Origin of the sequence: Teichococcus rhizosphaerae (assembly GCF_002631185.1) — a bacterium.
In the GTDB taxonomy this organism is placed as follows: Bacteria; Pseudomonadota; Alphaproteobacteria; order Acetobacterales; family Acetobacteraceae; genus Pseudoroseomonas; species Pseudoroseomonas rhizosphaerae.
In genome coordinates, this window is record NZ_PDNU01000025.1 from 66,404 (window position 1) to 86,452 (window position 20,049).

The following is a 20,049-nucleotide window of genomic DNA, read 5'->3' on the forward strand; positions in this document are numbered from 1 at the left end:
AACAATATGGCGTGACCTGGGCTGCTCGGGCTCTTTTCTTCGGCAAACAAAAGGTGTGTGGTGGAAGGGCCGGATCGGCGCCTCGCCGGATGCGGGTGCCAGGCCCGGTTGCGGCACGCGGCGCGGGTGATGCCGCGGCTCGGCAGGCCGCTGGCCGGGCCGGCGCCGCCTGGCGCGGCGCCCGGTCGGCCTGGCATGGGTCAGGGCGGCAATTGCCGGGCGAGGCGCTTCGCCAGCCAGTAGCCGAGCAGGCCCCCCGCCGGCGCCGCCGGCAGCACCAGCACCCAGCCCGCATGCGCGTTGTTGACGACAAGGCCGAGGCCGATGCCCAGCATCAGCCCGCCCACCAGACTGCCCGTCACCCCGGCCTTGAGCCCCAGGATCAGGATCTCCGCGCGTGTCACCATGAGGATGCGGAGTAGGCGGGGGCACCCCCTCCTGGCAACCGTCTCCGGCATGCGCGCCCGGGCGGGCGCCGCGCCGGCCCCTGGACCACGCGGCGTTTGACAAGCCGCCTGGCGCGGGGCTAAAGGCGCGCTCCCTTCCGGGAAAGCGGATGCAGGCCCGTCCTGCGTCCCGCCCTTGGCATGCCCGCCCTGGGACTACCGGGACACCAGCGATACCCGAACGGTACGCACAACACGCAAGGAGCCCGCCGCATGACGAAGCGCGCGGAAAGCAAGTACAAGATCAATCGCCGCCTCGGCGTCAACCTGTGGGGCCGCGCCAAGTCCCCGGTCGCCAAGCGCGAGTATGGCCCCGGCCAGCACGGTCAGCGCCGCAAGCAGAAGCCGACCGACTTCGGCGTGCAGCTGATGGCCAAGCAGAAGCTGAAGGGCTACTACGGCAACATCGGCGAGAAGCAGTTCCGCAAGTATTACCAGGAGGCCGTGCGCCGCAAGGGCGACACCTCCGAGAACCTGATCGAGCTGCTGGAGCGCCGCCTGGACGCGGTGGTCTACCGCCTGAAGCTGGCCGTGACCCCCTTCGCCGCCCGCCAGTTCGTCAACCATGGCCACATCACGGTCAATGGCAAGCGCGTGAACATCCCCTCCTACCTCGTGCGCGACAATGACGTGATCGAGGTCAAGGAGAAGTCCAAGCAGCTCGTTGCCGTGCTCGACGCCGCCCAGTCCGGCGAGCGCGAGGTGCCCGAGTACCTCGAGATCGACCACCGCCAGATGAAGGGCCGCTTCCTGCGCGCGCCCAAGCTCTCCGACGTGCCCTATCCGGTGCAGATGGAGCCGAACCTGGTCATCGAGTTCTACTCGCGCTGATCCGTTTCCGCGGGGGCCGCAGGGTCCCCGCCGGCTGCTCCGGCCGGAGGCGCTCGCGCCCCCGGCCTTTTTCATGCCTGGCGGCCCGGGCGGGCGGGTCCCGCCCCGCGCGGCGGGGGGGCAGGCAACCTTGCGCCTCGCCGTGCGGTTATGCCCGTCACGCCGCCCGGAACCGCGCATGACCTCCGACCAGATGATCGTCTCCGCCCTGACGCTGCTGGCGCTGGCGGGATTCGTGCTGCAGCCCGTGCGCTACGACGCGGTGGCCCTGCTGCTGCTGCTGGCCCTGGTGCTGACCGGCCAGGTGGGGCCGCAGGAGGCGTTCCTCGGCTTCGCCGAGCCGGCGGTGACCACGGTGATCGCGGTGCTGGCCATCAGCCGGGGCCTGCAGCTGGCGGGCACGGTGGACCTGCTGCTGCGCCGCCTGGGCGGCATGCGCGGCCGGCCCCGCCTGCAGGTGGCGGCGCAGACCGGCCTTTGCGCCGGCCTCTCGGCCTTCATGAACAATGTGGGCGCTCTGGCGCTGTTCATGCCGGTGGCGCTGCGCAACGCCTACCGCGAGGGCTACGCCCCTTCCCGCGCCCTGATGCCGCTGGCCTTCGGCTCGGTGCTGGGCGGGCTGGTGACGCTGATCGGCACGCCGCCCAACCTCATCATCTCGGCCATCCGGCAGGAGCGGACGGAGCTCGGCGCCTATGCGCTGTTCGACTTCGCCTGGGTGGGCCTGCCCATCGCCGTGCTGGGGGTGGCCTATGTGGTGCTGGCCAGCCGGCTGCTCGGCGACAAGCGGGGCGCCCGGCAGGAGGTGGATGCGGGCGACTACGTGGCCGAGGCGCGGCTGGGCGAGAAGAGTCCCGCCATCGGCGTTCCCCTGCGCGCGCTGGAAAGCATGGCGGAGGGGGATGTGACGGTGGTGGGGCTGTTCCGCGGCCCCAACCGCACCCTGGCGCCGCCCGGCGAGGCGCGGCTGCGGGCGGGGGATGTGCTGCTGCTGGAAGGCAGCGCCGACGCGCTGCGCGACCTTGTGGAGCTCGCCGGCCTTTCGCTCACCGAGGCGGGAGGGGAGGGGAAGGCGCGCGGCGGGCTGACGGCGCTGGTGGCGGAGGAGCTGGAGGCGGTGGAGGCGATCCTGCGCCCCGGCTCGCCGCTGATCGGCCGCTCCCCCGCGGCGCTGCGGCTGCGCAGCCAGTACGGCATCAACCTGCTGGCCGTGTCCCGCCAGGGGCGGCGCGTGGCCGACCGGATGAACCAGATCGTGCTGCGGAGCGGCGACGTGGTGCTGTTGCAGGCGCGGCGCGAGAAGCGGGCAGAGGCCTTCCAGGCGCTCTCCCTGCTGCCGCTGGCCGAGCGCAGCGTGGCGCTGGGCCGGCCACAGCATGCCTGGCTGGCGGGCGGGCTGTTCCTGGCCGGCATCCTGGCCGTGCTGTTCGAGCTGGCGCCGGCCCACATCGCCTTCACCGGCGTGGTGGCGGCGATGATCGTGGCGCGGGTGATGAAGCCGGACGAGGCCTATGCGGCGGTGGACTGGCCCGTGGTGATGCTGCTCGGCGCGCTGTTCCCGCTGGGCGAGGCGATGGAGCGCAGCGGCACCATCGCCCTGCTGGTGGAGGGCCTGGCCGGGCCGGCGGGCGCCCTGCCGGGCTGGGCGCTGGTGGGTGGCCTCATGCTGGCCTGCATGCTGCTCTCCGAGGTGATGGCGAACAACGCCACCGTGCTGCTGATGGCGCCCCTGGCGCTTGGCCTGGCCGAGGCCGCCGGCCTGTCGCAGGACGCGGTGCTGATGGCGGTGTGCATCGGCACCTCCTGCACCTTCCTCAGCCCGATCGGCCACCAGTCCAACACGCTGGTGATGGAGCCGGGCGGCTACCGCTTCCAGGACTATCCGCGCCTGGGCACGCCGCTGGCGCTGCTCTGCCTCGCGGTGGGGACGCCCCTGATCCTCGTCTTCTGGGGCTGAAGCCCCGGCGGGAGCGCGGCGAAAAAGCGGCAGGGGGAATTCATCCGCGCGGCTTTTCCCGGCATCCTTCCCGCCGCAAGGGAGAATCCGACCGTGGACGCAGGGACGACGCAGCCGAGCACGGGGACATTGCTGCGGCGGATCGCCGCGCTGGCGGCACCCACGACGCTGATCGCGCTGCTGCAGGCGGTGGCGCAGCTCCTGGAGACATGGCTGGCGGCGCGGCAGGGCACGGCGGCGCTGGCCGGCTGGGCCGTGGTGCTGCCCTTCGCCCTGCTGCTGCAGCAGATGTCCACCGGCGCCATGGGAGGCGGGGTGGTGTCCGCCATTGCCCGCGCGCTCGGCGGCAACCGCCCGGCCGAGGCGGCGGACCTGGTGCTGCACGCGGTGCTGATCGCGCTGGGCGGCGGGCTGCTCTTCGCGGGGCTGCTGGTCATCTCGCCCCAGGCGGTGCTGGCCCCGATCGCCGGCCCCGATGCCGCGGCGGCGGCCGCGCCCTATGCGGCCTGGCTGTTCGGCGCGGGGGCGGTGCCGGTCTGGCTGGCCAACACCCTGGCCTCCGTGCTGCGCGGCGGCGGGCGGCACGCGCTGGCGGCGCGGGTGCTGGCCCTGGCCTGGTGCGCCTATCCGCCGCTGGGCTGGCTGCTGGCCGAGCCACTGGGCATGGGGCTGGCGGGCCTCGGCGCGGGCTTCGCCATGGTGTTCTGGGCGGCGGCGCTGGCCATGGCGGCGGTGGTGGCGCGCGGCGGCGCGGGCTTCCTGCCGCGGCTCCGGCTGCGGCCCTCGGCCACCCTGTTCCACCGCATCCTGTCGGTGGGGCTGGTGGCCTGCGCGCTGGCCACCATCGCCAACGCCACCACCATCCTGGTGACGGGGCAGCTCGCCGCCTATGGCCCCGTGGCGGTGGCCGCCTATGGCATCTCCGCCCGGCTGGAGTTCCTGACCGTGCCGCTCGCCTTCGGCGTCGGCTCGGCGCTGACGGCGCTGGTCGGGCGCGCCGCCGGCGCGGGCGAATGGGCGCTGGCCCGCCGCACCGCCTGGGCGGGCGCGGCCATGGCGCTGCTGGTGACGGGCGCGGCGGGGCTTTCGGTGGGGCTGTGGCCCGAGGGCTTCGCCCGCGCCTTCACGGGGGATCTGGCCGTGGTGGCGGTGGCCGCCGCCGCCCTGTCCTATACGGGCCCGGCCTTTGGCGGCTTCGGGCTGGGCATGGCGCTCTACTTCGCCTCCATGGGAGCGGGGCGGATGACCGGACCGGTGCTGGCGGCGATCTCCCGCATCGCGGTGGCGGTGGGGGGCGGCTGGCTGCTGGCCGGGCCGCTCGGGCTTGGCATGGAGGGGCATTTCCTGGGCGTGGCGCTCGGCATCACCGCCTATGGCGCCGTCACCGCCGCCTCGGTGCGGCGGGGCGTCTGGCAGGTGCGCGGCACGGCCTGAGGGGAAGCGCCGCCCGGAGAGACAGCGCCTGGAGAAATGGCGCCGACAGGCCGGAACGGCGCAGCCATGCCCTGCGTTGTATCGGCAAATCTGATGGGTTCGATCAGTTCTTCCGCGGTTTCGGAGATGATTGGGGGCACCTATCTCCTGCCTCAACGGCGGGACGAGCTGTTCCGTCAACCTCAAGAAGAAGAAAGTTCAAAGATCATGCGTAGCACTTCCGCCTTCCGCGCTCTGTTCCTCGCCGCCGGCCTGACCGTGGCCGCGCCGGGCCTGTCGATGGCCGCGGACCTGTACAACAGCGTCAACAACACGCCCGCCACCGGCAGCCCCTTCGCCTACCCCATGGCGACGACCCAGGCCGCCGCGCAGGGCCTGCCCGAGAATGTCGGCCAGAGCGCCTCGGCCAATGGCAACCCGCTCGCCACGTCGGTGAGCACCACCGAGCGCCACAATGCTTCGAGCGGCGTGCCGGGCCTGGTGGGCAACAGCGCCTCCGCCCGCGGCGGCTTCGGCACCGGTCCCCGCCGGGGCTGACAGCCTGGCCGGACCCCGGGGTCCGGCCCGCCGCCTGTTCCGATGGGAAGGGGCGCTCTGCCGGCTGGCGGGGTGCCCCTTCCGCTTGCGGGCCGCTCAGGCGGCGCCCGGAGGCGGGGCGTCATGCGGCGCCAGGGCCTGCCGCATCCGGTTGATCAGCCACCGCCCCGCGACGCCCGGCGGGCGGCTGCGCTCATGCACCACGTGCAGCGGGATGTTGAAGCCGCTCTCCTCCAGGAGATGCAGCCGCTTCAGGCATCCCTCGCCGATCAGGGCGGCCACCATGTGCTCCGGCATGTAGCACCAGCCGAAGCCCTCCCGCAGAAAGGCCAGCCGGGTGTTGAGGTCGGCGAAGCGCCAGTGCTGCGGGCTGATCACGCCGCGCGACCAGTTGCTCTTGGGGGCACCGTCGGTCAGCACCAGCTGCACATGGCGGGCCAGCTGCTCCCGCGCCAGCGGCCCCTCCGCCCGCGCCAGCGGATGGCCGGCGGCCACCACCGGAACCATCGGCACGTTCATCAGGAACTCCACCGCCAGCTCCAGCGGCCCCACCGCCTCCACCGGGTAGATGGCCAGCCGCACCGTGCCCTCGCGCAGATGCCGCTCGGGCGAACCCAGCCCCTCGGTCAGCAGCGTCACCGGCAGGTTGGGGAATTCCTGGCGCAGCGCCTTCAGCGCCTCCATGGCGGGGGCGGGCGGCATTAGCGGGTTGATGGCGATGGTCAGCTCCGGCTCCAGCCCGCCGGCGATGCTGTCGGCGCGGGCGCGCAGCACCTCGGCCTGCCGCAGCATCAGCCGCGCATCCTCGATGATGACACGCCCCGCCTCGGTGGGCAGGGGGCGGCGGCCGGTGCGGTCGAACAGGGAAAGCCGCAGCGTGCCCTCGAGCGCCTGGATCGACTGGCTGACGGCCGACTGCACCCGCCGCAGCCGCCGCGCCGCCGCCGAGAAGCTGCCCGTCTCCGCCACGGCCACCAGGACGCGAAGCTGGTCGAGGGTGAGGGGGTCGATCATCCGTCTCTCCAGGCGGGGGGCCGCATCCTCTCCCCCGCGACCGCGCGGCGGGGCGCTGGCCGGGAGCCGGGACCGCGCCCACCGGAAGGGTGCGCCCCGTCCGCGCCAGGGAACCGCGTCAGGCGGCCGCGCCGGGGAGGGGGGGCGCGCCACGCAAGGGTGGGGTCAGGGGGTGTGAAGCGGGCCCGTGCGGGCGAAGCGCGCCCGCTGCCAGGCCATGGCCAGCACCACCGCCAGCAGCCCGGCCGCCACCGCCGCCACGGCGGCGTTGAACTCCCGCTCCGCCGTGTTGGCGTAGAGGATGCCGACCAGCGCCCAGGCCACCGCCGCCGCGTACCAGGGCGAGCCATGGGCCGCCCACAGCACCGCCAGCACGAGGCCGCCCACGGCGAGCAGGATCAGCACCGCCGCCAGGGTGCCGGCCGCGCCGTCCGGCTGGATGGCGCCGCTCATCCGCGCGGCGCCCGCGATGTTGGCGAAGGTGGCGACCGAGACCCAGCCCGCCATCAGCCCCAGCAGCGGGCGGATGATCCAGCGCTCCGGCCAGACCGGGCCCCCGGCATTGGCCGGCAGGCGGCGGTTGATAAAGAAGGCGGTGAGGCTCGCGGCCAGCATGCCGAGGATGATCAGCACCAGGTGCCAGCCATTCTCGGTGAGTGCCGCCACCACCATCCAGAGGTTGGCGCAGGCGAAGGCGGCGGCCAGCGGCCAGCCCAGCCGGCGCGCCGCCAGGCTGTCCCGCCCGCCCGAGGGAAGGAGCTGCCAGATGCCCCAGGCGATGCCGAGCGCGAAGATGACCCCCCAGATGGAGAAGGCATAGCCCGCCGGCACCACCGGCGTCTGGCTGCGGGCCGACATCTCGGCCATGGTGTGGCCGATGCCGAAGACCGGCGCCATGGCGCCCGCCAGCGGCTGCAGGATGGGCAGCACCAGGTTCAGCAGGGTGCGGGTGTCGTCGCGGGTCATGCGGGCCTTCCGGTGCGGTGTGCGCCCCAGGGCGCCGGGGCGGCCGGGGCTTGCGTCTTAAATCGGGCGTCTTGCCTGGGGCGTCTTGCCTGGGGCGTCTTGCCTGGGGCGTTTTGTCCGGGGGGGCAACGCCCGAGATGGCGGCGGGTTGGCCGGTTGGTGAGGGCGGGTTCCGGACATGAGAACGCCCGCCCCGTCGCCGGGGCGGGCGCCTCGCATCCAGGCCGGGGCGGCAAGGGGCCCCGCCGCACCGCCTCAGGCCGCGGCGCTGTGCGGGATGCCCTTCTCGTCGAGCAGGGCGGTCAGCTCGCCGTTCTGGAACATCTCCATGACGATGTCGCAGCCGCCGACGAACTCGCCCTTGACGTAGAGCTGCGGGATGGTCGGCCAGTTGGTGAAGGACTTGATGCCCTCGCGCAGCTCGGCGTCCTCCAGCACGTTCACGCCCTTGAAGGGCACGCCGGCATGGGAAAGGATCTGCACCACGCGGGCGGAGAAGCCGCACTGCGGAAAGACCGGCGTGCCCTTCATGTAGAGCACCACCGGGTTCTCGGTGATCTCGGCCTGGATGCGGTCGAAGGTCGGGTTGCTCATCGGGGTGTTCCTCAGGGGGCGGAGGTTTGCAGGGCGAGGGCGTGCAGCGCGCCGCCCATGCGGCCCTGGAGCGCCGCGTAGACGAGCTGGTGCTGCTGCACGCGGGAGCGGCCGCGGAACGCCTCGGACACCACGGTGGCGGCGTAGTGGTCGCCATCCCCCGCCAGGTCCTCGATCGTCACCTGCGCGTCCGGCAGGGCCGCCTTGATCAGGGCTTCAATCTCGGCTGCCGGCATCGCCATGCGGGGTCTCCTTGTTTGCGGGGCTGCGCAAGGTCAGCGGGCCACAGGTTAGCGGGCCATCAGGGCGGGCAGGAAGCGCTCATGCGCCGCCCGCAGGCTGGCCACCGATATGGCGTCGGCGCCCGGCACAACCAAGTCCTCCCCGCCTGCGCGGCCGATGCGCCGGGCCGGCACGCCGGCGGCCTTCGCGGCCTCCAGCAGCGCGGCGGCGTCCGTGGTGGCGAGCAGGTAGCGGCCCTGGTCCTCGCCATACCAGAAGGCGTGCGGGGCGATGCCCTCCGGCGCGGCCTCCAGCGTGGCGCCGGTGCCGCCCTCCATGGCCATCTCGGCCAGCGCCACCAGCAGCCCGCCATCGGCCAGGTCGTGGCAGGCGGCCACGCTGCCCGCCAGAATCCGGGCGCGGACGAAGTCGCCATGGCGGCGCTCGGCGGCGAGGTCCACCGGCGGCGGCGCGCCTTCCTCGCGGCCGGCGATCTCGCGCAGCCAGAGCGACTGGCCGAGCCAGCCGCGCGTCTCGCCCACCAGCACGATCTCCTGGCCCGGGCGCAGCGCGTAGCCCACCGCCTTGCCCGCATCCTCGATGACGCCCACCGCGCCGATGGCGGGGGTGGGCAGGATGCCGCGGCCCTCGGTCTCGTTGTAGAGCGAGACGTTGCCGCTCACCACGGGGAAGTCGAGCGCGGTGCAGGCGCTCGCCATGCCGCGCACGGCGGCCGCGAACTGGCCCATGATCTCCGGCTTCTCGGGGTTGCCGAAGTTCATGTTGTCGGTGATGGCGAGCGGCAGGGCGCCGGTCGCGGTGATGTTGCGCCACGCCTCGGCCACCGCTTGGCGGCCGCCTTCCTCCGGGTCGGCGGCGCAGTAGCGCGGGGTGCAGTCGGTGGTCATGGCCAGCGCGCGGGCGCTGTCCTCCAGCCGCACGATGGCGGCGTCCGCCGCACCGGGGCGCTTCACCGTCTGGCCGCCCACCGTGCTGTCATACTGGTCCCAGATCCAGCGGCGGGAGCAGAGGTCGGGCGAGCCCACCAGCGTCAGCAGCGCGGGCGCGATGCCCGCCGGGTCCGCGACCGTGGCCGCGTCCAGCACCGGCTGCCTCGGCGTCTCGGCGGTGGGGCGGTGGTAGAGCGGCGCCTCGCTCTCCAGCGGCGCCAGCGGGATGTCGGCCTCGAGCCGGCCCTTGTGGCGGATGACGATGCGGCCCGTGTCGGTCAGGTGGCCGATCACTGCGAAGTCCAGCTCCCACTTGCGGAAGATGGCCTCGGCCACGTGCTCCTGCCCCGGCTTGAGCACCATCAGCATGCGCTCCTGGGACTCGGAGAGCATCATCTCGTAGGCGGACATGCCGGTCTCGCGCTGGGGAACGTCGTCCAGCACCAGCTCGATGCCGACGCCGCCCTTGCCCGCCATCTCCACCGAGGAGGAGGTGAGGCCGGCCGCGCCCATGTCCTGGATGGCCACGATGACGTCGGTCGCCATCAGCTCCAGGCAGGCCTCGATCAGCAGCTTCTCGGCATAGGGGTCGCCGACCTGGACGGTGGGGCGCTTCTCCTCCGAATCCGCCGAGAACTCGGCCGAGGACATGGTGGCGCCGTGGATGCCGTCGCGCCCCGTCTTGGAGCCGACATAGACCACCGGGTTGCCGATGCCGGCCGCCGCCGAGAGGAAGATGCGGTCCCTCGGCGCGATGCCGACCGTCATGGCGTTGACCAGCGGGTTGCCGTTGTAGGCGGGGTGGAAGTTCACCTCGCCGCCCACCGTGGGCACGCCCACGCAGTTGCCGTAGCCGCCGATGCCGCGCACCACGCCGTCCAGCACCTGCCGGGTCTTGGGGAGCGAGGGATCGCCGAAGCGCAGCGCGTTGAGGTTGGCGATGGGGCGCGCGCCCATGGTGAACACGTCCCGCAGGATGCCGCCCACCCCCGTGGCCGCGCCCTGGTAGGGCTCGATGAAGCTCGGATGGTTGTGGCTCTCCATCTTGAAGATGGCGGCCAGCCCCTCGCCGATGTCGATGACGCCGGCATTCTCGCCCGGGCCGTGGATGACCCAGGGCGCCTTGGTGGGGAGCTGCCGCAGCCAGACGCGGCTGGACTTGTAGGAGCAGTGCTCGGACCACATCACCGAGAAGATGCCAAGCTCGGTGAGGGAGGGCTGGCGGCCGAGGATGGCGAGCGCGCGCTCGTGCTCCTCGGGCTTCAGGCCGAATTCGGCGGCGAGCTGGCTGGCGCGCTCGGGGGCCAGCAATTCGGGGAGGGGGCGGCCAGTGGGGCGGTCGGCGGGGCTGGACATGGGGGCCTTGTCGTCACCCGCGCGGCGCTTGTCCAGAGGATGTTCCATCAGGCCCAGCCCAGCCGTACGCAGCGTGGGATGCGGCGCCGCCCGGCGGCGTTTCTCGCCAGTCGCCGCAGGCTGGGCAGGGATGCGGCGAGCGCACCGGGCGGGGCGCCGGGGCGCGCGAGATGGCGGAAGGCCCGGGCGCAGGTTTCGGACAAATCCGGGTCCGGCAGCAGCCAGGGCGGGCCGGGCAGGGCCTGGCGGAGGCCCAGCCGCCGCGCCAGCAGCATCAGCGAGGGCCCCGCGATGCGCAGCGCCCGGCGGCAGGCGCGGCAGATGACGGTGCGCAGCCCCTGGAGCGGATGGCGGGGGCCGGCCTCGGCCAGCGCCTCCAACAGCCGCTGCCACAGCCCCGCATGGGTCAGCCGCCGGAAATGGCGCGCCACGGTACCCGGATGGCCGAATCTCTCCGGGAGTTCCCGCCAGGGGGCGTGGCTGGCGGCGATGTGGAAGATGCCCTCCATCCGGCTGCGCAGTTCCTTCAGGGGGCGGCCCTGGGGGGAGCGGTGCAGGAGATAGGGCAGCAGCGCCAGCCACTCCTGGTCGCTGATCCCGGCGAAGAGGGGAGGGGAGCGGCGGGGGGTGGGGGCGGGGTGGGGCATGCGCGGATCGTAACAGGAAAATTTGGAATAGGCAAATTTTCCCATAGACCTTGAGAAACTTTGCTCTCACGCCAAACCATTGCTTGGTGGGCCACTACCAAGCAGATCTGGCTCAAACCTCTGGATGCGCAGGAGATGTATGTGCACAAAAGGCGGCAGGCGGCTCCGTGGTTCTCATATGCCAACGAAGACAAATTTCCTTGTTTCTATGGGGTACTCAAAGAATGGGTATCCTGGCATGAAACAAATGCAAAGGAAGATAACATCAATACAAAACAAAAAGAAAATAATTCTGGGAAAAATGTGTATCATTACACTGACGCTAATGGCCTGATAGGCATAATGAAAAATGAATCACTTTGGGCAACAAATGTTAATTTCTTAAACGACAGAAGAGAGTTCTCTTATGTAAGAGATTTATTTGAAGAATCAGTTCAAGAAATAGATGATACCAAAAAGAAATTACTAGAAAAAATTTCTAATTATCACAATAGCTGGCTTGAGAATTCAGATATAGATGGCGTGTTTGTTTTGTGTTTTTGTGAAGATGGGAATTTGCTTTCCCAGTGGCGATCATATGCCGGATCAGGCGCAGGTTATGCCTTGGGATTCAAGAAAAGCGATCTTTTCGAAGCAAATTCCATAGATAAAAATGATGAAGCCGCCAAAGAAATTTTTTTCAGAAAAATAATATATGATAAAGACTATCAAATAGAATGGGTAAATAAATTTTTGTAGGCGCTATCGGATGACAATGCCAAGCCTGGAATGGAACAATTTAGCTTCGAGCTAGGTCATATACTGACAGGACTTTCTATGGAATTAGGATTAACTTTTAAAAGTAAATATTTTTCAGAGGAAAGAGAGTGGCGGATTATATATTATGCATTATCTGCACCGCCTGTAATTTATCGAGAAAACGAATTCACGAAAATTAACGGTCTAGATTTCCGTGTCTCTGGTAAGAGGGTTATTCCATACGTTGAAATATGCCCCTTGAACTATAAAAATAGGCCTTACTCGAAAATGCCCTTGGTCGAAGTTGTCATTGGTCCTACAGCAGATTTGGCGCAGTCAATACAAACCGTAAGAATGCTTAATCGGAAGGGAACAGACAACAAATTCTCTCTTTCCATAATAAAATCACAGATATCTCTCGACTCGGTCTGATTCCCGAGACGCGAACTTTCTTCCTGTCCGCAGCGTTGCACCCCCATCGCCGGGCCACTGCGCCCGGCCAAATCCTTGGAAAAGGTCGCACACATGCCCCACAACCTTCCGCACAACGCGCTGGTCGTCGTCGCCGATGGCGCCCAGGCCATCCTGCTGCGCAACACGGGGAAGGACAGCAGCGCCATTGCGCTGCGCGAGGAGTCGCGCCTGACGCCGAAGAACCTGGCCGAGGACGGCCCCGCCGGCGCCCGCCCCGAGGACCAGACGCCGCGCCAGACGGACGAGGCCACCTTCGGCAAGCAGCTCGCCCAGGCGCTGTTCCAGATGAAGGAGCGCCAGGCCTATGAGGCGCTGGTGCTGGTGGCGGACCCGCAAACGCTGGGCCAGGTGCGGCCGCTGCTGCACAAGACCGTCGAGGCCGCGATGGTCGGGACGCTGGCGAAGGACCTCACCAACCACACGGCCGAGGAGATCGCCGCGATCCTGGCGAAGTGAGGGGCCGGGGCGCCGCCACGGGGCGGCGCCCGCACCCCGCGCGGCTCAGGGCCAGCCTACGCCGCCCGTCTGGCCGTAGATCTGGCCGGTGATGTAGCTGGAGCTGGCGGCGGCCAGCTCGACATAGGTGGAGGCGAGCTCCGCCGGCTGGCCGGGGCGGCCCATCGGCGTGGTGGAGCCGAAGCTCCTGAGCCCGTCCTCCGTCTGCCCGCCGCCCACCTGGAGGGGCGTCCAGAACGGGCCAGGGGCCACGCCGTTCACCCGGATGCCCTGCTCGATCACCTGCTTGGCCAGCCCCTTCACGAAGGCCTCGTTGGCCGCCTTGGTGCAGGCATAGTCGAGGATGAACTGCGAGGGGCGGTCCGCGTTCACCGAGGAGGTGACGATGATGGCCGCGCCCGGCGGCAGGTGCGGCAGCGCCGCCCTGGTCAGCCAGAACATGGCGTAGACATTGGTCTTCATGGTCTGGTCGAGCTGCTCGGTGGTGATGTCGGCCAGCTTCTGCTGCGCGTGCTGGTAGGCGGCGTTGCTCACCAGGATGTCGAGCCCGCCGAGCTGGGCGCGGGCCTCCTCCACCAGCCGGGCGCAGAACGCCTCGTCGCGCAGGTCGCCGGGGATCAGCACCGCCTTGCGGCCGGCCTCGCGGATGTGGCGCGCCACGTCCTCGGCGTCCGGCTGCTCGGCGGGGAGGTAGTTGATCGCGACATCCGCCCCTTCCCGCGCATAGGCGATGGCGGCGGCGCGGCCGATGCCGGAATCGCCGCCGGTGATCAGCGCCCGCCGCCCGGCGAGGCGGCCGGAGCCGCGATAGGAGGTCTCGCCGCAATCGGGGACGGGGTTCATCCGCGATTGCAGGGCGGGCCAGGGCTGGGACTGCGCCGGGAAGGGCGGCTTGGGGAAGCGGTCCCGCGGGTTGGACAGCACGGGCGCGCCGGCGGCCGCGGGCTGGGCGGCGGGGGGCGCCTGGACGGGAGGTGTTTGGGCGGGAGGTGTTTGGGCGGCGGCGGGAGTGGCGCTGGCCAGGGTGCCGGCGGCGAGGCCTCCGGCGGCGAGGCCACGCACGAGGTCCCGGCGGGAAGCGGGGATGTTGCGCGTCATGGGGCGGCTCCGGTCTGGCGGGGTGGGGCGGGGCGCCCGCCGGGCGGCGGGGCGCCGGCCTGGGCTCAGGGGGTCAGCTCGCCCTCCTCCGTGCCGTCCCAGTAGTGGATGCGCTCGGCGGTGACCTTGATCAGCACGATGCCGGGCGTGTCGATGCCCTGGTCGAACCACTTGTCCAGCTCCGGCGTCCAGTGCTCCCGGAAGGCGCCCTTGTCGCGGATCAGCTCGGCCATGCCCTCGACGGCCACGGCGAAGCGCTTCGGCCCCTGGAAGGAGAGGGTGACCTTCGGATCGGCCTCGATGTCGCTGACGGTGCGGGCATCGCCATAGGAGAAGTAGTAGGACCGGCCGTCATACTCGACGTCGCCATTGTTGCTCATCGGCCGGCTGGCGATGGCGCCGCCCTCGGTGTGGGTGGCGAGCATGGCGATGTCGATCTGCCGCATCCGCTCGGAAAGGTCGTGCAGGGTCTTCTGGCCCATCGGGCATGTCCTCGGTCGGTGGTGGTGCGGGGACAACGCCGATCAGGGCAGGAAGCTGCGAAAATGTCTTGAGATGCCCAAGATCAGGGCATTGTTCCGCCATAAATCGCAAGTTAAGGTTGTGCATGGACGAGAGCTGGACAACCATTGACGGTCCGAACGACCTGCGCCTCGGCGAGGTGATGCCGGCATGGTTCGCCGGCCGCATGCTGGCGGATGAGTGGAAGTTCGGCCTGCTGCTCTCCACCGGGCAGACCATGCTGATCAGCCGCATCGAGGCGGTGCATCTCGCGCCCGGCGGCCAGGTGCTGCTGGATGTGGAGATGCTGCTGGAGGCGGAAGGGGTGGTGGCGCCGGGCCCGGTGCTGATGGCCCCCGCCGGGCGGCCCCGCGCCACGGTGAACCTGGCGCATGTGGTGGCCGCCTTCGAGGTGGCGGGAGCGCCGGGAGAGGAAGGCCCGGGCTGAAGGCGCCGGGCGGGGCGGCGGGGCGCGGCCCTGGCCGGCGGCCGCCGCGCTCCAGCCCGTGCCGGCGCGTTCCTCAGGCGGTGGCGAGGGCGCCGGCGATGCTCTCGAACAGCGGCAGCCCGTCCGTGCCGCCCATCAGCGGGTCCACCAGGTCCTCGGGGTGCGGCATCATGCCCAGGATGCGGCGGTTCTCGCTGAGGATGCCGGCGATGTTGTCGCGCGCGCCGTTGCGGTTGGCCTCGGCCGTGGCCTCGCCCTGCGCGTCGGCGTAGCGGAAGGCCACGCGGTCCTCCGCCTGGAGGCGGGCCAGGGTCCCGTCGTCGCAGAAATAGTTGCCGTCGCCATGCGCCATGGGGGCGCGGAAGGTCTCGCCCTTCCGCCAGCGCGCCGTGAAGGGGCTGTCCGTGGTCTCGACGCGCAGGTTGCAGTCCATCGAGAGGAAGCGCAGCGAGGCGTTGCGCAGCAGCGCGCCCGGCAGCAGCCCCGCCTCCGTCAGGATCTGGAAGCCGTTGCAGACGCCGAGGACATGGCCGCCGCGTGCCGCGAAGTCCCGCACCGCCGCCATGACGGGGGAGCGGGCGGCCATGGCGCCGCAGCGCAGGTAGTCGCCATGGCTGAAGCCGCCGGGCAGCACCACGAGGTCGGTGCCGGCGGGCAGGCTGGTTTCCTGGTGGAACAGGATGGCGGGCTTGCGCCCCGTCGCCTTCCGGAGGGCGATGGCCATGTCGCGTTCGCGGTTGGTGCCGGGGAAGAGGAGGATGACGGCGTTCATGGCGTGACGGCCTCGGCGCGCGGAAGGAGGTGAGCGGGGGGGAAGGGGCGGCGGGTCATTGCAGCCACACCCGGATCCAGTGCAGGCCGCCCATCAGCAGGATGGTGGCGGCGGAGGCGATGGCGGCGGCGGTGATCCAGAGGTCGATGCGGGCCTTGCCGCGGGCGAGCAGGCCGCGCCGGCGGTCGCGCGCGCGGGCCTCGGCCCGGGCGACCGGGTCCAGCCGTTCCTGCCGCCAGCGCAGCCCCATGCCGATCAGCACGGTGAGCAGGGCCATGATGAAGAGGGAGGCCTTGATCATCCGCGCGAACTCCGGCGAGGGGCGGGGCGGGCCCTCAGGCCAGCTCCACCCGGAAGCTCTCGATGACGGTGTTGGCCAGCAGCTTGCGGGCCATCTCCTCGGCCTGGGCGCGGGCGCGGGCCGGGTCGGTCTCGGCCAGCTCCAGCTCGATCACCTTGCCGGTGCGGACCTCGCCCACGGCCTCGAAGCCCAGCGTGCCGAGCGCGTGCTCGATGGCCTTGCCCTGGGGGTCGAGCACGCCGTTCTTGGGCATGACGGTGACGATCAGCTTCATGGTCTGCTCCACGGCAGGGATGGGGGCGGGGCGGCTCACTGCATCAGCTCCGGGCCCTTCATGTCCCGCAGCCCGGCCTCGGGCAGTATGCCGAGGCGGCGCGCCACTTCCTGGTAGCCTTCCTCGACCTTGCCGAGGTCGCGGCGGAAGCGGTCCTTGTCCATCTTCTCGCCGGTGTTGGAATCCCACAGCCGGCAATTGTCGGGGCTGATCTCGTCGGCCAGGACGATGCGCATCTCGTCGTTCTCGTAGAGCCGGCCGAACTCGATCTTGAAGTCCACCAGCACGATGCCGACGCCGAGGAACAGGCCGCACAGGAAGTCGTTGATGCGCAGCGTCAGCGCGACCATGTCGTCCAGGTCCTGGGTCGAGGCCCAGCCGAAGCAGGTGATGTGCTCCTCGGAGACCATCGGGTTCTGGAGGCCGTCGTTCTTGTAATAGTACTCGACGATGGAGCGCGGCAGGCGGGTGCCTTCCTGCAGCCCGAGGCGCTGGGACAGCGAGCCGGCCGCGACGTTGCGCACCACCACCTCGAGCGGGATGATCTCGACCTCGCGGATCAGCTGCTCGCGCATGTTCAGGCGGCGGATGAAGTGCGTCGGCACGCCGATCTCGCCGAGCCGCGTCATCAGGTATTCGCTGATGCGGTTGTTCAGCACGCCCTTGCCGGTGATGATGCCCTTCTTGGTCCCGTGGCCGGCGGTGGCATCGTCCTTGAAGTACTGCACCAGGGTGCCGGGCTCCGGCCCCTCGAACAGGACCTTCGCCTTGCCTTCATAGAGCTGCCGGCGTCGCGCCATGATCCAGGAATCCCTCTCGCCGCCGAAGCGGGGGCCGGCGGTGTCTGCGGCCGGCGGTATAGCAGGGGGGGAGCGGGATCGCCACCGCCCTTGGCCGCATTGCGCGCATGACGGCAGGGGGGGGCTGGGGGAGGGCGCCGCCTCCCCCTAGCCTCGGCCTTCCCTCGGTGCTTCAGCCCTCCATGGTGACGCCGGTCAGCTTCACCATCTCCGCCCAGCGGGCGATCTCCTGGCGCTGGAAGGCGGCGAAGGGCCCGGGCGGCAGCGGGTCGGCGGTGAAGCCGGCGGTCTTCAGGCGGGCCTCCACCTCGCCCTCGGCCAGGGCGTCCAGCATGGCGCGGGCGATGCGGCCGATCGCCTCGGGCGGCGTGCCGGCGGGGGCGAACAGGCCGAACCAGGCATCCACCGCCAGGTAGGGCGCGCCGGCCTCCGCCGCCGTGGGCAGATCCGGGAAGTCCGCCAGCCGCGCCGGCGCGCCGATCTCCAGCGCGCGCAGCCGCCCTTCCCGCACCAGCGCCGAGACGGAGGGGAAGGTCGCCACGTAGAAATCGACGACGCCCGCCACCGTGTCGGTCGCCGCCGGGGCGGCGCCGCGATAGGGGACGTGGGTCGCGTCCAGCCCTTCCCGCCGCACCAGCGTCTCGGCGATGACGTGGCTGGCCGAGCCGGCCTGCGAGGAGGCGTAGGTGAGCCGCCCCCGCTTGCCGCGCGCGACGAGGTCGGCCAGCGTCCTGTCGGGCGCGCCGGCGGGCACCACCAGCGCGTGGTGCACGGTGGCCAGCTTGGCCACGGGGGCGAAGCTGTCCGAGACGTGGTAGGGCAGCCGCGCCATCATCGCCTGGTTGCTGGCATGGGTCTGGTTGTGGCCGAGCACGAGCGTGTCGCCATCCGGCGCGCTGCGCGCCGCGGCCTCGGTGCCGATGATGCCGCCCGCGCCGGCGCGGTTGTCCACCACCACGGGGCGGCCGAGGGCGGGCTGGGCGCGCTCGGCCAGGAGGCGGGCGAGCATGTCGGTGGGGCCGCCGGGCGGGGCGGGCACGATGATGCGCAGCGGCGCCTGCGAGGCCTGGGCGCGGAGCAGCCCAGGCCGGGCGAGGCCCAGGGTGGCGAGGCTGGCGGCGGCGAGACCCGAATGCAGCAGCGTGCGGCGTTGCATGGCGGCGTTTCCCTCTTTTCCATGGCTCCGGCCCTGCGGCCGTCCTTGCACGCTGCTTCCCATGGCGGGGCGCCGCCGCCAAGGGGGAGGCCGCCTCCCCGCCCTGCTCGGGCCGCCCTTTCAGGCCGCTCCCTCAGGCCGCCCCCTCAGGCCGCCCCCTCAGGCCGCCTCCAGCTTCTCCTGCAATTCCAGCCACTCCTCCTCCAGCGCCGCCACCTGCTTGGCGATGGCGCCCTGGCGCTGGGTGGCCCAGGCGATGTCCTCGGCCTTGAAGCGGGCATAGGTGTCGGGGTCGCCGAGCTTGCGCTCCAGGAGCGCGGCCTCCTTCTGGAGCTTCGCCATCTCCGCCTCCACCTTGGCCACGCGCTGGCGGAGCGGGGCCAGGGCCTGGCGGCTCTCGGCCCGCTCGCGCCGCTCGTCGCGCCGGGTGGCGCCGGCATCGGCAGGGGCGCCGCCGGCACGGGCGGCGCGCGCCCGCTCGGCCAGGTGCGCGCGGTAGTCGTCGAGGTCGCCCTCGAAGGGGGACACGCTGCCATCGGCCACCAGCCACAGCCGGTCGGCGGCCAGCGTCACCATGTCCGGGTCGTGGGTGATCAGCACCACGGCGCCGCCGAAGCCGGCCAGCGCCTTCACCAGCGCGTCGCGCGCGTCGATGTCGAGGTGGTTGGTGGGCTCGTCGAGGATCAGCAGGTGCGGCGCGTCGCGGGTGCAGAGCGCCAGCAGCAGCCGCGCCTTCTCGCCGCCCGACAGGGCGCCGATCCGGGTCGTGGCGCGCTCCTCGTCGAGGCCGAAGCGGGCGAGCTGGGCGCGGCACTGCGTCTCGGTGGCCTTGGGGCCGAGGGCGTCCTGCATGTGGGAAAGCGGCGTGCCGGAAAGGTCCAGCTCCTCCGCCTGGTGCTGCGCGAAGTAGCCGACCTTGAGGCGGCGGTCGCGCTGCACCTCGCCCGAGATCGGCGCGAGCCGCCCGGCCAGCAGCTTGGCCAGGGTGGACTTGCCGTTGCCGTTGGCGCCGAGCAGCGCCACCCGGTCCTCCTGGTCCAGCCGCAGGTTCAGCTCGCGCAGGACCGGCCGCCCGTCATAGCCGATGGCGACGCGCGAGAGGCCGAGGATGGGCGGGGCCAGCTCGGAGGGCTCGGGAAAGGCGAAGCGGGTGGGCGCGTCCTCCACCACCGTCTCGATCGCGGGCAGCTTCTCCAGCGCCTTGAGGCGGCTCTGCGCCTGCCGCGCCTTGGTGGCCTTGGCGCGGAAGCGGTCCACGAAGGACTGCATGTGGGCGCGCTGCGCCGCCACCTTCTCCGCCTGGGCCGCGAGCTGCGCCGCGCGCTCGGTGCGGATGCGCACGAAGTTGTCGAAGCCGCCGGGGTAGAGGGTGATCTTCTGCCGGTCGAGATGGGCGATGGCGTCGACGCAGCGCTGCAACAGCCCGCGGTCGTGGCTGACCACGATGGCGGCGCCCGAGAAGCGCGACAGCCAGCCTTCCAGCCAGATCGTCGCCTCCAGGTCGAGGTGGTTGGTGGGCTCGTCGAGCAGCAGGAGGTCGGGCTCCAGGAACAGCGCCTGGGCCAGCGCCACGCGCATCCGCCAGCCGCCCGAGAACTCGCCCACGGGGCGCGCCTGCGCCTGCGCGTCGAAGCCCAGGCCCGCCAGCACGATGGCGGCGCGGGAAGGCGCGCTGTCGGCGCGGATGGCGATCAGCCGCTCATGGATCTCGGCGAGCCTCGCGCCGTCCGCCTCGGTGTCCAGCGCGGCGAGGAGTGCCGCGCGCTCGGTGTCGGCGGCCAGCACCGTGTCCAGCAGGTTCCGGCTGCCGCCCGGCGCCTCCTGCGCCACATGCGTCATGCGCGCGCGGGCGGCGAGGCGGATCTCGCCGCCATCCGGCTGGAGCTGCCCGGTGACGGCGCGCAGCAGGGTGGACTTGCCCGCGCCGTTGCGCCCCACCAGCCCGATCTTGCGGCCGGGGTCCACCGCCAGCTCCGCCCCCTCCAGCAGGGGGCGGCCGGCGATGCGGATGGTCAGGTCACGGATGGCGAGGACGGTCATGGGCCGGGGTTTAGAGCATCCGCCCCCCCCGGCGGAA

The 20,049-nt window shown here is 71.0% G+C and carries 22 protein-coding genes; 7 read left to right on the top strand and 15 right to left on the bottom strand.

Going from position 1 to position 20,049, the window contains the following annotated elements:
* Positions 1–200: 200 nt before the first annotated feature.
* Positions 201–407, bottom strand: a complete 207-nt coding sequence (locus CR162_RS13315; RefSeq protein ID WP_099096014.1) for a hypothetical protein — start codon at positions 405–407, stop codon at positions 201–203.
* Between the two features lie 252 nt (positions 408–659).
* On the opposite strand from CR162_RS13315, the gene rpsD reads away from it, so the two are divergent.
* The 4 genes from rpsD to CR162_RS13335 all read left to right on the top strand — a co-directional run bounded on the left by rpsD (position 660) and on the right by CR162_RS13335 (position 5,205).
* Complete coding sequence (rpsD, locus tag CR162_RS13320; protein WP_099096015.1) at positions 660–1,277, top strand: 30S ribosomal protein S4; 618 nt, start codon at positions 660–662, stop codon at positions 1,275–1,277.
* 178 nt (positions 1,278–1,455) lie between these two features.
* Entirely contained in the window at positions 1,456–3,234 is a 1,779-nt protein-coding gene (locus CR162_RS13325) for an SLC13 family permease (protein ID WP_176559841.1), read from the top strand.
* Between the two features lie 93 nt (positions 3,235–3,327).
* Entirely contained in the window at positions 3,328–4,668 is a 1,341-nt protein-coding gene (locus CR162_RS13330; RefSeq protein ID WP_099096017.1) for an MATE family efflux transporter, read from the top strand.
* Positions 4,669–4,875: 207 nt separating this feature from the next.
* Positions 4,876–5,205: a glycosyl transferase family 39 gene (locus CR162_RS13335; protein ID WP_099096018.1), complete on the top strand. Its 330-nt coding sequence runs from the start codon at positions 4,876–4,878 to the stop codon at positions 5,203–5,205.
* Between the two features lie 96 nt (positions 5,206–5,301).
* Here the strand turns inward: CR162_RS13335 and CR162_RS13340 are convergent, their stop codons facing one another.
* The 6 genes from CR162_RS13340 to CR162_RS13365 all read right to left on the bottom strand — a co-directional run bounded on the left by CR162_RS13340 (position 5,302) and on the right by CR162_RS13365 (position 10,954).
* The gene (locus tag CR162_RS13340; protein ID WP_099096019.1) at positions 5,302–6,219 is read right to left on the bottom strand and encodes a LysR family transcriptional regulator; all 918 of its coding nucleotides are present in this window, start codon (positions 6,217–6,219) and stop codon (positions 5,302–5,304) included.
* A gap of 165 nt (positions 6,220–6,384) precedes the next feature.
* Positions 6,385–7,185: a hypothetical protein gene (locus CR162_RS13345; protein WP_099096020.1), complete on the bottom strand. Its 801-nt coding sequence runs from the start codon at positions 7,183–7,185 to the stop codon at positions 6,385–6,387.
* A 255-nt stretch (positions 7,186–7,440) separates the two neighbouring features.
* Positions 7,441–7,779 carry a Grx4 family monothiol glutaredoxin gene (grxD, locus tag CR162_RS13350; protein WP_099096021.1) on the bottom strand — a complete coding sequence of 113 codons (339 nt, stop codon included), beginning with the start codon at positions 7,777–7,779 and terminating at the stop codon, positions 7,441–7,443.
* Positions 7,780–7,790: 11 nt separating this feature from the next.
* Entirely contained in the window at positions 7,791–8,021 is a 231-nt protein-coding gene (locus tag CR162_RS13355; protein WP_099096022.1) for a BolA family protein, read from the bottom strand.
* A gap of 48 nt (positions 8,022–8,069) precedes the next feature.
* A complete protein-coding gene (gene purL / locus CR162_RS13360) occupies positions 8,070–10,355 on the bottom strand; it encodes a phosphoribosylformylglycinamidine synthase subunit PurL (protein ID WP_456316216.1) in 2,286 nt (761 codons plus the stop codon).
* Entirely contained in the window at positions 10,355–10,954 is a 600-nt protein-coding gene (locus tag CR162_RS13365) for a transposase (protein ID WP_099096023.1), read from the bottom strand. Before CR162_RS13365 ends, purL begins: the two co-directional genes overlap by 1 nt.
* A 60-nt stretch (positions 10,955–11,014) precedes the next feature.
* Between CR162_RS13365 and CR162_RS22060 the strand changes: the two genes are divergently transcribed.
* Together CR162_RS22060 and CR162_RS13370 are read left to right on the top strand one after the other, a co-directional pair.
* Positions 11,015–11,692, top strand: coding sequence for a DUF2971 domain-containing protein (locus CR162_RS22060; RefSeq protein WP_141563155.1), 678 nt, complete (start codon positions 11,015–11,017; stop codon positions 11,690–11,692).
* Between the two features lie 525 nt (positions 11,693–12,217).
* On the top strand, positions 12,218–12,622 hold the full coding sequence (locus CR162_RS13370) for a host attachment family protein (RefSeq protein WP_099096024.1): 405 nt from the start codon (positions 12,218–12,220) through the stop codon (positions 12,620–12,622).
* 45 nt (positions 12,623–12,667) lie between these two features.
* On the opposite strand, the gene CR162_RS13375 is transcribed toward CR162_RS13370, so the two are convergent.
* Positions 12,668–13,720, bottom strand: a complete 1,053-nt coding sequence (locus CR162_RS13375) for an SDR family oxidoreductase (RefSeq protein ID WP_099096025.1) — start codon at positions 13,718–13,720, stop codon at positions 12,668–12,670.
* Between the two features lie 65 nt (positions 13,721–13,785).
* Positions 13,786–14,202, bottom strand: coding sequence for a pyridoxamine 5'-phosphate oxidase family protein (locus tag CR162_RS13380; RefSeq protein WP_099096026.1), 417 nt, complete (start codon positions 14,200–14,202; stop codon positions 13,786–13,788).
* 125 nt (positions 14,203–14,327) lie between these two features.
* On the opposite strand from CR162_RS13380, the gene CR162_RS13385 reads away from it, so the two are divergent.
* On the top strand, positions 14,328–14,669 hold the full coding sequence (locus CR162_RS13385; protein ID WP_099096027.1) for a hypothetical protein: 342 nt from the start codon (positions 14,328–14,330) through the stop codon (positions 14,667–14,669).
* Between the two features lie 73 nt (positions 14,670–14,742).
* On the opposite strand, the gene purQ is transcribed toward CR162_RS13385, so the two are convergent.
* The 6 genes from purQ to CR162_RS13415 all read right to left on the bottom strand — a co-directional run bounded on the left by purQ (position 14,743) and on the right by CR162_RS13415 (position 20,012).
* The gene (gene purQ / locus CR162_RS13390; RefSeq protein ID WP_099096028.1) at positions 14,743–15,441 is read right to left on the bottom strand and encodes a phosphoribosylformylglycinamidine synthase subunit PurQ; all 699 of its coding nucleotides are present in this window, start codon (positions 15,439–15,441) and stop codon (positions 14,743–14,745) included.
* A gap of 55 nt (positions 15,442–15,496) precedes the next feature.
* Positions 15,497–15,742 (bottom strand): hypothetical protein, encoded by a 246-nt coding sequence (locus tag CR162_RS13395; protein WP_099096029.1) that lies wholly within the window; start codon positions 15,740–15,742, stop codon positions 15,497–15,499.
* Positions 15,743–15,776: 34 nt separating this feature from the next.
* The gene (purS, locus tag CR162_RS13400) at positions 15,777–16,016 is read right to left on the bottom strand and encodes a phosphoribosylformylglycinamidine synthase subunit PurS (RefSeq protein ID WP_099096063.1); all 240 of its coding nucleotides are present in this window, start codon (positions 16,014–16,016) and stop codon (positions 15,777–15,779) included.
* A gap of 35 nt (positions 16,017–16,051) precedes the next feature.
* Positions 16,052–16,816 carry a phosphoribosylaminoimidazolesuccinocarboxamide synthase gene (purC, locus tag CR162_RS13405; protein ID WP_099096030.1) on the bottom strand — a complete coding sequence of 255 codons (765 nt, stop codon included), beginning with the start codon at positions 16,814–16,816 and terminating at the stop codon, positions 16,052–16,054.
* A 172-nt stretch (positions 16,817–16,988) separates the two neighbouring features.
* Entirely contained in the window at positions 16,989–17,972 is a 984-nt protein-coding gene (locus CR162_RS13410) for a Bug family tripartite tricarboxylate transporter substrate binding protein (protein ID WP_099096031.1), read from the bottom strand.
* Positions 17,973–18,131: 159 nt separating this feature from the next.
* On the bottom strand, positions 18,132–20,012 hold the full coding sequence (locus tag CR162_RS13415; RefSeq protein WP_099096032.1) for an ABC-F family ATP-binding cassette domain-containing protein: 1,881 nt from the start codon (positions 20,010–20,012) through the stop codon (positions 18,132–18,134).
* Positions 20,013–20,049 lie beyond the last annotated feature (37 nt).